The 13,164-nt window shown below is 73.9% G+C and carries 12 protein-coding genes; 5 read left to right on the forward strand and 7 right to left on the reverse strand.

Features of this window, described 5'->3' with window-relative positions; translation table 11 throughout:
- Positions 1-70: 70 nt before the first annotated feature.
- The 5 genes from AOM46_RS21750 to AOM46_RS21770 all read left to right on the forward strand — a co-directional run bounded on the left by AOM46_RS21750 (position 71) and on the right by AOM46_RS21770 (position 5,397).
- Positions 71-1,336 (forward strand): Nramp family divalent metal transporter, encoded by a 1,266-nt coding sequence (locus tag AOM46_RS21750; RefSeq protein WP_062214249.1) that lies wholly within the window; start codon positions 71-73, stop codon positions 1,334-1,336.
- A 67-nt stretch (positions 1,337-1,403) separates the two neighbouring features.
- Positions 1,404-2,639, forward strand: a complete 1,236-nt coding sequence (locus tag AOM46_RS21755; protein ID WP_062214250.1) for an arginine deiminase — start codon at positions 1,404-1,406, stop codon at positions 2,637-2,639.
- 169 nt (positions 2,640-2,808) lie between these two features.
- Positions 2,809-3,807 carry an ornithine carbamoyltransferase gene (argF, locus tag AOM46_RS21760; RefSeq protein WP_062214251.1) on the forward strand — a complete coding sequence of 333 codons (999 nt, stop codon included), beginning with the start codon at positions 2,809-2,811 and terminating at the stop codon, positions 3,805-3,807.
- Positions 3,808-3,872: 65 nt separating this feature from the next.
- On the forward strand, positions 3,873-4,439 hold the full coding sequence (locus AOM46_RS21765) for a GNAT family N-acetyltransferase (RefSeq protein ID WP_062214252.1): 567 nt from the start codon (positions 3,873-3,875) through the stop codon (positions 4,437-4,439).
- Positions 4,440-4,614: 175 nt separating this feature from the next.
- Complete coding sequence (locus AOM46_RS21770; protein WP_062214253.1) at positions 4,615-5,397, forward strand: alpha/beta fold hydrolase; 783 nt, start codon at positions 4,615-4,617, stop codon at positions 5,395-5,397.
- Positions 5,398-5,401: 4 nt separating this feature from the next.
- On the opposite strand, the gene AOM46_RS21775 is transcribed toward AOM46_RS21770, so the two are convergent.
- The 7 genes from AOM46_RS21775 to AOM46_RS21805 all read right to left on the reverse strand — a co-directional run bounded on the left by AOM46_RS21775 (position 5,402) and on the right by AOM46_RS21805 (position 13,162).
- Complete coding sequence (locus tag AOM46_RS21775) at positions 5,402-6,043, reverse strand: NADPH-dependent F420 reductase (RefSeq protein ID WP_062214254.1); 642 nt, start codon at positions 6,041-6,043, stop codon at positions 5,402-5,404.
- A 504-nt stretch (positions 6,044-6,547) separates the two neighbouring features.
- Positions 6,548-7,453: a homocysteine S-methyltransferase gene (mmuM, locus tag AOM46_RS21780; RefSeq protein WP_062214255.1), complete on the reverse strand. Its 906-nt coding sequence runs from the start codon at positions 7,451-7,453 to the stop codon at positions 6,548-6,550.
- 5 nt (positions 7,454-7,458) lie between these two features.
- Positions 7,459-8,382, reverse strand: a complete 924-nt coding sequence (locus AOM46_RS21785) for an LLM class F420-dependent oxidoreductase (RefSeq protein ID WP_062214256.1) — start codon at positions 8,380-8,382, stop codon at positions 7,459-7,461.
- A gap of 4 nt (positions 8,383-8,386) precedes the next feature.
- Positions 8,387-9,115, reverse strand: coding sequence for a hypothetical protein (locus AOM46_RS21790; RefSeq protein ID WP_062214257.1), 729 nt, complete (start codon positions 9,113-9,115; stop codon positions 8,387-8,389).
- A gap of 118 nt (positions 9,116-9,233) precedes the next feature.
- A complete protein-coding gene (locus AOM46_RS21795; RefSeq protein WP_062214258.1) occupies positions 9,234-10,373 on the reverse strand; it encodes a type VII secretion protein EccE in 1,140 nt (379 codons plus the stop codon).
- Positions 10,370-11,800, reverse strand: coding sequence for a type VII secretion protein EccB (gene eccB / locus AOM46_RS21800; protein ID WP_062214259.1), 1,431 nt, complete (start codon positions 11,798-11,800; stop codon positions 10,370-10,372). The genes AOM46_RS21795 and eccB overlap by 4 nt, the downstream gene beginning before the upstream one ends.
- Positions 11,801-13,162 (reverse strand): S8 family serine peptidase, encoded by a 1,362-nt coding sequence (locus tag AOM46_RS21805; RefSeq protein ID WP_078857057.1) that lies wholly within the window; start codon positions 13,160-13,162, stop codon positions 11,801-11,803.
- Positions 13,163-13,164: the final 2 nt, after the last annotated feature.

Below are 13,164 nucleotides of genomic sequence, written 5' to 3' on the forward strand. Positions count from 1 at the left end.
GTGGCGCGCGGGGGCGTCGGTGTGGCGCGCGGTGGCCTGAAAACGGCCGCGGCTGGGCAGGCTCCCGGGCGTGGCGACGACGCACAGCAAGTCTCAACCTCCCGCCAAACGCTGGCGGTTGATCGGTCCTGGCCTGGTGGTCGCGGTCACCGGGGTGGGGGCCGGGGATCTGGTGGCGACGATGGTGGCCGGCAGCCGCTACGGCTACACGCTGCTGTGGGCGGCGGTGGTCGGCTGTCTGATCAAGGTGGCGTTGGCGGAGGCGACGGGCCGTTGGCATCTGGCCACCGGGCGCACCGTCTTCGACGGCTGGCGGACGATGGGCCGCTGGACCACCTGGTACTTCGGGATCTACATCGTGGTGTGGGGCTTCGTGTACGGGGCCACGGCGATGTCGGCGAGCGGGCTGCCGCTGGTGGCGCTCTTCCCGGACGGGCCCTCGTTGCGGTTCTGGGGCGCGCTGGCCGGCGTTCTGGGCCTGCTGTGCGTCTGGTTCAACCGCTATGCGGTGGTGGAGAAGATCATGATGGTCTTCGCCGGGCTGATGTTCGTGGTGGTGGTGGGTCTCGCGGTGCGGGTCGGTCCGCATCTGGGGGCGTTGGGCGGTGGGCTGTGGCCGACGTTGCCTGACGGTTCGGTGGTGTACACGCTGGGGCTGATCGGCGGGGTCGGCGGCACGATCACGCTGGCCGCCTACGGCTACTGGGTGACGGCCAAGGGGTGGCGCGGTCCCGCGTGGCTGCCGATGATGCGGCTTGACAACCGGATCGCGTATCTGACCACGGGTGTGTTTGTGATCGCCATGCTGGTGGTGGGCGCCGAGCTGCTGCATTCGATGGATATCGCGCTGACCAGTGGCGATCGGGGGCTGCTGGATCTGGGGGCGGTGCTGGAGGAGCGCTTCGGGGCGACGACGGCGAACTTCTTCCTGTTCGGTTTCTTTGCCGCTTCGTTCAGTTCGGTGATCGGTGTCTGGCACGGGGTGAGCCTGCTGTTCACGGACTTCGTGGTGCGCACCCGGCCGGATCGGGCCGGGCGGGTGGCGCTGGAGGGCGACCGGGAGCGGTCGCTGCCGTTCCGGGCCTATCTGCTGTGGCTGACGTTCCCGCCGATGGGGTTGCTCTTTCTGGATCAGCCGATCGGCCTGGTGATCACCTATGGCGTGTTGGGCGCGTTCTTCATGCCGTTCCTGGCGCTGACGTTGCTCTGGCTGCTCAACACCGGTCAGGTGCCGTTGCGTTGGCGCAACGGCAGGGTCAGCAATCTGGCGCTGGCCGGGTCGGGGGTGCTGTTTCTGATCCTGTGTGTGCAGCAGATCCGCGATCTGCCCTGGTGACGGAGGCGGCGGCCATGCCGTGCGACCGGACCGGTGACAGCGCCGGAGCGGGGCGCAGAATGGGGGCATGACCTTCCATGTCGACTCCGAGACCGGCCGGCTGCGCCGAGTGATCCTCCATCGCCCCGGTCTCGAACTCAAGCGCCTGACGCCCACCAACAAGGACGAGTTGCTCTTCGACGATGTGCTGTGGGTGCGGCGCGCCCAGCAGGAGCACGACATCTTCGCCGAGTTGCTCCGCAGCCGGGGCGTCGAGGTCCGGCTGCTCGGCGATCTGCTGACCGAGAGCCTGGACGTTCCCCAGGCCCGTGCCCTGGTGCTCGACCGGGTCTTCGACGAGCGGGAGTACGGGCCGCTGGCCACCGCCCCGCTGCGGGAGATCTTCGAGGGGCTGCCGGGTGCCGAGCTGGCCGAGGCGCTGATCGGCGGGATGACCAAGCGGGAGTTCCTGGAGCGCTATCCGGCGCCGGCCTCGGTGCGGCTGCATGTGATGGAGCCGGACGACTTCCTGTTGCACCCGCTGCCCAACCACCTCTTCACCCGGGACACCTCGGCCTGGGTCTACGACGGGGTGGCGATCAACGCGATGCGCTGGCCGGCGCGGCAGCGGGAGAGCGTGCACTTCGAGGCGATCTACCGCTACCATCCGCTCTTCGCCGGGGCGACCGGGGGCCCGTTCCACTACTGGTCGGCGCCGCACGGCGCGCATCCGTCGACCATCGAGGGCGGCGACGTGCTGGTGATCGGCCGGGGCGCGGTGCTGGTGGGGATGAGCGAGCGGACCACCCCGCAGGCGGTCGAGCAGCTGGCCAGGCGGCTGTTCGCGGCCGGTTCGGCGCGCACCATAGTGGCGCTCGACATGCCCAAGCGGCGGGCCTTCATGCATCTGGACACGGTGCTGACCATGGTGGACGGGGAGACGTTCACCCAGTACGCGGGGCTTGGCATGCTGCGTTCCTACACCATCGAACCGGGCGTGGGCGGACGGGAGTTGACGGTCACCGACCATCCGCCGGAGCATATGCACCGGGCCATCGCGGAGGCGCTGGGCCTGGGCGCGATCCGGGTGCTGACCGCGACCCAGGATCCGCACGCGGCGGAGCGCGAGCAGTGGGACGACGGCTGCAACGTGCTGGCGGTCGAGCCGGGCGTGGTGGTGGCCTACGAGCGGACCGTGACCTCCAACACCGAGCTGCGGCGCAACGGCGTGGAGGTGCTGGAGATCCCGGGCAGCGAGCTGGGGCGCGGCCGGGGCGGCCCGCGCTGTATGAGCTGTCCGATCGAGCGCGATCCCGTGTCCTGAGCCGCGGACGGGTCCTGTCCGAGCCGCCACCGCCCGGCGTCGCCTCGTCGACGCCGGGCGGTGGGACACCCGGGGGCATTGCATAACCATAAGATGCGACGTATATGATTGCGCCCGCATCGGGACAACCTCGACGCTCAGCAGCGAGCACAGATCGGAGTCCTCGTCCATGGCGACAGATCTCACCGGCCGCCACCTGCGCAAGGAGCTGGACCTCACCCCGGCCGAGTTCCGTCATCTGGTGGAGCTGGCCGGCCGGTTGAAGGCCGCCAAGCGCTCCGGGACCGAGGTGCCGCTGCTGGCCGGCAAGCACATCGCGCTGCTGTTCGAGAAGAGTTCCACCAGGACCCGCTGCGCCTTCGAGGTGGCCGCCGCCGACCAGGGCGCGCGCACCACCTATCTGGATCCGGCCGGCTCCCATATCGGCTACAAGGAGTCGGCCAGGGACACCGCCCGTGTGCTCGGCCGGATGTTCGACGCGATCGAGTACCGGGGCAGCGCCCAGCGGACCGTCGACGAGCTGGCGGCGCACGCCGGGGTGCCGGTCTACAACGGGCTCACCGACGACTGGCACCCCACCCAGATGCTCGCCGACGTGCTCACCATGACCGAACTCCACGCCGGCCCCTGGGAGCGGATCTCCTACGCCTATCTCGGCGACGCCCGTAACAACATGGGCAACTCCTACCTGGTCACGGGAGCGCTGCTGGGCATGGACGTGCGGATCGTCGCGCCGCGCCGGCTGTGGCCCGAGGACGGTGTGGTGGCCGGGGCGCGGGAGCTGGCCGAGGAGACCGGTGCCCGGATCACCCTCACCGAGGACGTTCCCGAGGGCACCACCGGCGTCGACTTCGTGGCCACCGACGTGTGGGTCTCGCTGGGCGAGCCGGTGGAGCGGTGGCGGGAGCGGATCGCGCTGCTCCGCCCCTATGCGGTGACCAGCGAGGTGCTGGCCGGCACGGGCAACCCCGAGGTTCGGTTTCTGCACTGCCTGCCCGCCTTCCACGATCTGGGCACCGAGCTGGGCCGCACCCTCCACGAACAGCACGGCCTGGACTCCCTGGAGGTGACCGACGAGGTGTTCGAATCTCCGGCCTCGGTCGTCTTCGAACAGGCGGAGAACCGGCTGCACACCATCAAGGCGCTGCTGGTCGCCACCCTCGGCTGAACTCCCCGCCGACAGCAGGTAATTGGGTGGCCGGCGCGGCATCGCGGTTGGTTGGATGCCCTGCCATGGACCCCAAGGACGACGACGCCCCGGCCCCGACCCTTCCGCCGCTGACGGGCGAGCTGGTGCGACTGCGCCCCATGGAGCCGGCGGACGCCAGGGATCTGTGGCGCTGGCACAGCGATCCCGAGGTCGTCCGCTGGCTGGACGTGGAGCCGCCGCAGTCCCTGGCCAGGACCGAGGCCAGGTTCGCCGAGCCCAGGACCAACACCTTCGAGAAGACGCTGCTGATGATCGAACGGCGCGCGGACGGCCGGCTGATCGGCGTCTGCGGACTGCGCGACGCCAGCCCCGAGAGCGGCCGCGCCGAACTCGACATCTATATCGGCGAGAAGGACTGCTGGAGCCAGGGCTACGGCACGGACGCGGTGCGCGCCCTGTGCCGCTGGGGCTTCGACCGGATGCGGCTCCATCTGATCGCGCTCTGGGTGGTCGCCGAGAACGAACGGGCCGTCCGCGCCTACGAGAAGGTGGGCTTCGCCGTGGACGGCCGCCACCGCGAGTGCTTCCGGGGCGCCGGCCGCTGGCACGACATGCTGCTGATGAGCCTGCTGGAGGGCGAGCTGCGCTAGCCGTACCGATCACGAGCGTTGTCCGACGGACGGGCGACCGCCCGGTGGGCCCGCGTGCGGGGCGGCGTTCGGCCCCACGCGCCGTGTGCGCCGGCGTGCGCGCCCTGGCCGTGCGTCAGTTCGCCTCGGGTCGGGCGTGACGTTTCGTCGGACCTCGGGCGAGAGGAGGACACCCATGGAACGATGGCTACCCGTGACCTCGAATTCGCATCTCGCCCACGATGTGGCCGGCGACGGCCCCGCGCTGTTGCTGCTCCACTCGACGGTCTGCGACCGCCGGATGTGGGACCCGCAGTGGCGGATACTGATCGACGCGGGTTTCCGCGTGGTGCGCTGCGACTTCCGGGGCCATGGCGACAGCCCGGCGGCCGACCGCCCCTACCGTGACGCGGAGGACGTGCGGGATCTGCTGGACGCGTTGGAGATCCCGCAGGCGGCCCTGGTGGGCTCGTCGTTCGGCGGTGGGGTGGCCCTGGAGGTGGCGGCCCGCTGGCCGGGGCGGGTCACCGCGCTCGTCCTGTTGAACGCGGCCCCGCCGCTCGATCCGCCGACGCCCGGGCTGGCCGCGTTCCGGGCCAACCAGGCCGAGTTGATCGCGGCCAGCGAGCTGGCCAGGGCGGTGGAGCTGAACGTCGCCACCTGGCTGGGTCCCGAGGCCGACGGCAACACCCGGGCCATGGTCCGGCTGATGCAGCGGCACGCGTTCGATGTGCGGTGGGCCGCCGAGGAGTTCGCCACGCCCAAAGCCGACTACCGGCTGGGGCAGGTGAAGGCCAGGACGTTGGCCGTCTCCGGCGGGCACGATCTGCCGGACTTCCGGCGCACCGCCGCCGCGTTGCCCGGGCTGTTGCCGAACGCCCGGCACCACGAGCTGCCCTGGGCCGGCCATCTCCCCAGCCTGGAGCGGCCGGCCGAGGTCGCCGCGTTGCTGGTGGAGTTCCTGCGCCCCTCCGGCTGAGCCGTCAGGCGCCGGCGGGCCGCACCACCCGGATGTTGAAGTCGACCCCGTCGGTGGCGCCGGCGATGCCCATGAAGAGCAGCGCGAAATGCTCCTGGCCACGTCCGGTGGCGATATCGCCCAGGTCCAGCTGGGTCGACTCGTCCCAGCCGAGGTCCGTCAGCAGGCGGGAGACGGTCCGCTTGGCCTCGGCGCTGTCGCCGGAGAGGAAGACGGTGCTCGGCTCGGCCAGCACCGTCGGGTCGACCATCACGGTCGAGTCCATCGTGCAGAGCGTCTTGACCACCGGGGTCCTGGGGAACTCCCGCTGGATCAACTGGCCGAGGCTGACGTCCAGATGGCCCAGATCCCAGTCCTCGGTGAGGGCGACGGCGATATCGATCAGCACCTTCCCGGCCAGTGCGTCGGCGCCGATCGCCGTCAGCATGGCGAGCGAGTCGCCGCCGGGCGTCGCGTTGACCAGGACCTCGCTCTCCTCGACGGCGGCCGCCCAACTCACCACCGGCTGGGCGAGTTCGGTGCGCTCCTCGGGCTTGCGGGAACCGAACACCACCCGGTGTCCGGCGCGCGCCCATCCCCCGGCCACCGCGCGTCCCACATGCCCGGTGCCGAGGACGCCTATCCGTGTGCTCTGTGTGTCGACCATGCCCCGAGGCTAGGCAGCCGCACCGGGCCGCCACCTCGGCCGGCCGGCCCAACTCCCCTGGTCCCGGGGGCCTACGCCCGGGGACGGACGGACGACGGCCGAGCACCCGTACGCGGTGCCCCCGCGCCCGCGCCCGCTCGGTGGCCGGCCGTCGCCACGCCCCGTCACCCCCGCCACGGCGACCGCCGGGCGGAGCAGGCCCGAGGAGGGCCTTGGTCCGCGCGCATGGGTGGTGCGGGGAGGCATGCCCCAGCGCGCGGACGGGTGGGCGCCACGGCCTCCGCCCTGCACTGCGGAGGTGCGCCGCCCGGAGAATTCTGGCGCACTCGGCTCCGCCACCGTGAGTATTCGGTCAACTCAACGACGTTACGCGCCTCTTCAGCTACCGAACGTGAGGCTTAACGGTGGGGAATCCGGGGTGTTCGACGGTCTTCGACACGACGGCGAGATCGTCCGGAATTCAGGGGTTCGGCGCCCGGATTCAGGGGTTCAGCCCTTTGCAGTTCAGGGGTTGAGCGCCCGGGCCAGGGCGGCGACCCGGTCCGGGCCGACCCGGCAGCAGCCGCCGACCAGCCGGGCCCCCGCCGCCCGCCAGGCGCGGGCGTCCGCCGGCCGGAACGTGGCCCGGCCGTCCCAACGCCCGTGCGCGGCATCCCAGTTCTCGCCCGAGTTGGGGTAGGCGACGGCCGGTTTCCCGGTGACGGCCACGGCCGTGGCGACGGCGGGGGCGACGTCCTCCGGCCGGCAGCAGTTGACGCCGACGGCGACGATCTCCGGCGCCTCGGCGGCCACCGCGAACGCCTCGGCCAGCGGCTGCCCGGCGCGGGTGCGGTCGCCGTCCACGGTGTAGGAGAGCCAGCCCTGGACGCCGCAGCCGGCGACCACCCGCAGCAGCGCCTCGGCCTCCCGGCTGTCCGGCACCGTCTCCAGGGCCAGCAGATCGGGCTCGCCGGCCAGCAGCGCCGCCACCCTCGGCGCGTGGAACCGCGCCAACTCGGCAACCGAGAGGCCGTAGTCACCCCGGTACTCGCCGCCGTCCGCGCGCACCGCCCCATAGGGGCCGACCGAGCCGGCCACCCAGGCGGTGGCGCCCTCCCTGGCGATCGCCGTCCTGGCCAGCCGGACGCTGTCCCCGATCAGCCGGGCCGCCGCCGTCGGGCCGAGCCCACGGGCGGCGAAGCCGCCGACGGACGCCTGGTAGCTGGCGGTGGTCACCACCTGGGCGCCGGCCCGCAGATAGGCGGCATGCGCGGCGATCAGCCGCTCCGGGTCGTCGACCAGCATCCTGGCCGTCCACAGCGGATCGGCCAGATCGGTGCCGAGCGCGGTCAGCGGCACCGACAGCCCACCGTCCAGCAGCAGCGTCCCCGACGCCGGGGTGTCCGGCCGGAGCGGTGGGGCGGTCGGCATCGGGCTCAGTCCAGCTGGGGGCCGACCTCGGAGGCGATCAGCTCCAGATGGTCGAGATCGTCCAGATCCAGGATCTGGAAGTAGATCCGCTGGCAGCCGGCCTCCCGGTAGACACCGATCTTCTCGACCACCTCGGCGGGCGTGCCGGCCAGGCCGTCGGCGCGCAGCTCGGCGGCGTCCCGGCCGATGGCGGCGGCCCGGCGGGCCACCTCGGCGTCGGTCCGGCCCACACAGGCCACCAGCGCGTTGGAGTAGACCAACTCGTCGGCCTTGCGGCCCGACTCCTCGACGGCGGCCCTGACCACGGCGAACTGCTCGGCGCTCTCGGCCGCCGACCGAAACGGGATGTTGAACTCGTCGGCGTACTTCGCCGCGAGCCTGGGCGTGCGGACCTTGCCCATGCCGCCGACCAGCACCGGCACCCTCTCCTGCGCCGGCTTGGGCAGCGCCGGCGAGTCGGTCAGCTGGTAGTGCTCGCCCCGGAAGGAGAACGTCTCCCCCACCGGCGTCCCCCACAGCCCGGTGACGATGGCCAGCTGCTCCTCCAGACGGGGGAACTTCTCCTTGGGGAACGGGATGCCGTAGGCGGTGTGCTCCTCGGCGAACCAGCCGGCGCCCAGGCCGAACTCGACCCGGCCGCCGGACATGGCGTCCACCTGCGCGACCTGGATGGCCAGCACCCCGGGAAGCCGGAAGGTGCCGGCCGTCATCAGGGTGCCGAGCCGGATCCGGCTGGTCTCCCTGGCAAGACCGGCCAGCGTCACCCAGGCGTCGGTCGGCCCGGGCAGCGGATCGCCGTCGCCCATCCGCAGATAGTGGTCGGAACGGAAGAAGGCGTCAAAGCCCAGCTGTTCGGTGGCCTGTGCCACCCGCAGCAGCGTCTCGTAGCCGGCGCCCTGCTGCGGTTCGGTGAAGATACGAAGATCCATGGCCCTATTCTGCGCCCCGCCCCCGACCGGGGCGTGGCCGCCCGGGGGTGAGCAGCGCGTTCTCCCCCGGGGAGATATCGGGTCTGACGGTCTCGGCGACGCCGTCGTGGAAGACCGCGACCTGCCCGGGGGGCAGCGCTTCGACCACGGCGCCGGCCGGCGGGCCGAGCAGCCGGGCCGCCTCGCCGGCGAACTGCGCGTCCAGCGCCACCACCACCCGCACCCTGGCCCAGAACGTGGACCTGCGCGGCGGGTTGCGCGTCACATGCACCACGGTCCGCCAGGGCCCGTCGGCCAGCGCGGCCGACGGCGGCCGACGCAGATCGCAGACCAACGCCTGCGGCCCCTCGCCGACCGAGGGACCGGTGGGCGGGTGGCTGGGCCACCGGGTGACGCCGTCGGTGACGCCGAGCCGGTCGCCGGCGGCCAGCGCGACGCCGCGCCACTGGTCGGGCACCCGCGTCGCGGCGGTGACCCGCGCCCCGACGCCCAACAGCCGCAGGGCGAAGAGCCGGCCGAAAAGGGACTCCCCCAGCACCCCGACGCGCACCCCGTCGGGGGCCGGACCCGGCAGCGCCACGGGCTGCCCGGCGGATCCGGTGCCCAGGTGCACGCCGGTGGCGACCGGGGTGAGCCGCAACGCGGACGCGTCGCCCGCGTCGGCCGGCCGCCAGACGGTGGCGGGCAGACTCTCCCACTCGGGATCGTGGCCACCGCTGCGCTTCGCGTTCATCCTTCACCTCGAAAAGCCGGCCACCGGCGACGGTGGGTCCTGTGGGAACGCGCCACCGGCGGGTGCCCGGAGACGGCGGCGCGGGCGACGGGGGCGCCGTGCACGCCCCGACGGGCCGTCATCCGCGGGCGCTCGGGACGGGGAGCAGGCCGGTGGCCTCGGTCAGGGGGGAGGCGGGGTGGGCCAGGGGCAGGGTGGCCAGCAGTCCGGCGCGTGTCTCGGGCGGGCGGGCGGACAGGACGCCGGCGGCGGTCAGCCGTTCGCGTTCGGCGTTCGCCTGCGCGGGCACCGCGCTGACCAGGCGGACCCCGACCCGCACCGAGACGCCGTGCGATTCGGCGCGCAGCGTCGCCGCCGTGATCACCCGGTCGGTGGCGGAGCCGACCAGGGTGCCCAACAGCCGGGTCCAGGACGGCTGGTCGGGCACGGCGGCGCCGGCCACGCAGTGGGTGGCCGAGGCGCCGGCCCAGACCCCGGGCAGCGGCTGGCCCCGGCCGTCCGGATCGCCGGTCTCCCGCAGCAGGGCGCGCAGCGCCTCGGGGCCGAGCGGCGCGCAGCGCACGCCCTGCGCCGCCAGCCGGGCGCGCAGCCGCGCGGTGGCGGCGGCCACGGCGGCGCGCTCCCCCCGCGCGCCGCCGCCGCGCCGTTCGGCGGCGGCCGGCGCCTCCCACGGCTCGTAGCGCACCACCAGCAGCGCGCGGAGCGCCACCGGGCGTTGCTGGGTGGGCAGTTGACGGTAGGCGATGGTCGGCTGGTAGCGGTGCTCGTGGTCCCAGGGCGGCACGCCGAACTGTTCGACCAGCAGCTGTGCCGTCGCGGGACCCGCCGGGTCGCGGGTGAGGAAGTCGCCGAGCAGCCCCACCGGCAGGGTGGGCAGCGCGCCCGAAGGGCAGGCGAGCACGGCGGCCAGGCCGCGCCCGTCGGCCAGCACGCCGAGCGTCGGTCCGTTGCGGTTCTCCACCTCGACCACGTCCAGCGCGGGCAGCACGGTGTGGGCGAGCCCCAGCCACTGCGGATCGTCGGCGGCCCTGGCCGGGGGTTCCGGGGTGAGCGCGCCCCGCCGCAGCCCGGCGAGCAGCCGCTGGTCGAGCCATTCGCCGTCGCGCCGCAGCAGTGCGCCGGCGAGCAGCGCGGCACCGCCGCCGGCCAGGCTGTAACCCCAGGGCCCGGCGATGACGACGCCGGTCGCCGCGCAGCCGAGGCCCGCCTGGAGGGCGACCAGGCGGGCCCGGCCGAAGCGTGCGGTTGGTGTGCTCAACTCTGGTCGCCTTCCGTCTCGTTGCCGGCCCCGCGCTGTTCGCGGGCGGCGGCCTGCGGGTCGAGCACCGGGCCGGCCGGCAGCAGCCCGACATAGGACTGCGGCACCGAGGGCGCGTCGCCTGGCCGATAGCGCAGCCGTTCCACGGCCTCCGGCGAGGCGAACGGGTAGGCGGTGCCGCTGTCGGTGATCAGCGTGTAGGTGCCGCCGCTGCCGGCCGAGGTGGTGGCCCGCACCACGGCGCCCGAGCCCGGCGGCAGATAGATCGCGTCCAGCAGCCCGAGCCGTTCGCCGTCCGCGCTGGTCACCGGGGAGAGGCCGGCCGGTTCCGGGAGGGATCCCGGCAGGTGGACGGTGGCCGGCCAGGGCGCGTCGCCGGGCTGGCCGCCGGGCTGGGTGCTGACGCAGACCGGCTGGTCGCGGCCCGGTTCCTCGGCCTGCGGCAACGCGGTCGGCCAGGCCCGGTCGCCCGGCGCCCGTTCGTCCGCGCGGGGCGCGCGGGCCGCCTGCGGGAGGGCGATCTCGTGGTCGGCGCCGGCCTGGGCGCTGAGCAGGGTGTGCAGCAACGGCGAGACGGCGACCAGCCCTTGGGGCCGCACCAGATAGAACTGCTGCCCGGGGGCCTTGGTCGGGGTGTGCGCCAGATCGCCGACCAGCGCGTCGAAGGGCAGCTCCACCGACGGGGCGGCGCCCACGCCGTCCCCGGCCTCGGGGATCTCGATGGCCGGCCCCTCGGGCAGGGTGGCCACGAACCGCCCGGGGAGTTGGACGGCCGACACCTGTTGCAGGCCCAGCAGGTCCCTGATCCCCGGGGTGAGGGAGTAGCGGCGGCCCTCGGTCAGCAGCCAGAGGTCGCCGTCCTCGCCCTGCGCCAGCACGGTCGCGCCGCCCACCGGGCCCTCGTCCTCGGCGGGTGCGACGCCGGGCACCGCGAGATAGAGCGCGGTACGGGTCGGCGGTCCGCCGGTCTCGGCCGGCGTCGCGCACAACGTCCAGTCCTCGTCGGTGAGTTGGTCCGCGTCCGGCAGCGCGTCCGGAGCCCCGGGGATGCCGACGGGCAGTCCGCGCGGCGCCTCGTCCAGGGTGCGCTGGCGGACCTCGGTGAGTTCCCCGCCACCGACCAGCAGCGCGGAGGCGAGGTTGAGCGCGGGATGCACCACCCCGTCGTCGACCACATAGCGGTCGCCGCTGCCGCCGGCCACCACCGCGCCGCTGGTCGGCAGGTTCGGGCCCCGGCCGCCGCCGAGCCAGCCGGCGATGCCGAAGCCGGCCATGATCAGGATGCCGATGGCGATCCCGCCGCCCAGCGCGCGGTTGAGCCGCCGGCGCGGGTCCTGCCTGGCCTCGTCGACGCCCCGCAGCAGGCTGGTGGTCCGGCGGCGGTTCTCGTAGGCGTAGGCGTCGGCCTGTTCGCGTGTGGTGGCCATCTATCGGGTCCGGCTCCGGGAGGTCTGGGAGGTCTTGGACGTGGGGTCGGTGGGGCCTGTGCCGCCCAGCCAGTCGAGGCGGGGCGCCGGCGGCGGGGACGGCGGGGCCTCGGCGGCGGTGCGCTCCTCCGGCACCTCACCGGCGCGCCAGCCCCGGTGCGCGGCGCGGCGCAGGGCAGGGCCGCCCAGCAGGCCGAGGACCACGGCCAGCAGCAGCCCGCCGCTGACCGCCAGGGCGGTGGCGGCGGTCGAGCCGAGCAGCGGCCGGTCCTCGGGGATGGCCTGCACCGGGATATGTCCCGGCCGGGCGGCGGCCTCGGCGGCCCCGTCGGTGTGCGCGTCCAGATGGGTGAGCGCGCCGAACGGGTCGACGATGCCGGCCCCGGTGCGGTCGCCGCGTCCGCCGCCGACCGGGGTGGCGGAGGCGATCAGCCGTTCGGCCACCTCGGCGGCCGTCAACTCGGGGAAGCGGGAGAGCACCAGGGCGGCGGCGCCGGACACCTGGGCGGTGGCGAAGCTGGTGCCGCCCTCCACGCGGTAGCCGCCGCCGGGCGCCGGCACCGGCATCTCCTGGCCGTAGCCGGCCAGGTCCACCCAGTCGCCGCCGTTGGAGGATTCGAGCGGCTGCCCGTCGGCGCCGACCGCGCCGACCGTCAACACCCCTTCGTAGGCGGCCGGATACATCAGGCCGCCGGTCGGGGTCGTGTTGCCCTCGTTGCCCGCGGCGGCGATCACCAGGATGCCGGCGTCCACCGCGCGGGCCACCGCGTTCCGCAGCGGCTCGACGTCCACCGGGTAGGCGAAGGAGAGGTTGAGGACGTCCACCTCTGCGTCCACGGCGTCGTCGACGGCCGCCGCCAGGGTGTTGGGGGAGGCGCGGTCCACTCCGTCGGCGATCCGGATCGGGTAGATCGAGGCGGCCGGCGCCACCCCTGCCATCCGGTCGCCCTCGGCGCGCCCCGCGGCGATCATGCCGGCGACGGCGGTGCCGTGCCCGACGCAGTCCACCTCGGGCGGCGGGGTGGAGCGGACGAACTCCCGCTCCTCGGGGACCATGGTGAACTCGCTGCCGCGCCGCACCGCGCCCGCCAGATCCGGATGCCGCCCGTCCACCCCTGAGTCCAGCACGGCCACCGTCACGCCCTCGCCGGCGGCCAGGTCCCATGCCTGGCGCAGGCCGAGCTGCCCGATCAGCGGGTAGGGCCCGGCGCCGTCGGGCAGTTCCTCGCCGGTGGCCGGGATACCCGAGCAGTCGTCGGCCAGGGCGGCGCGGGTGCCCCCCGGCAGCAGCAGTGCGCCCAGGGTGACGGCCGCCAGGGTCAACGCCCGTGCCCGGCCGCGCGATCCGCCGCTTCGTCCCATGG

This window comes from Streptomyces sp. NBRC 109706 (assembly GCF_000974485.1).
Taxonomy (GTDB): Bacteria; Actinomycetota; Actinomycetes; order Streptomycetales; family Streptomycetaceae; genus Streptomyces.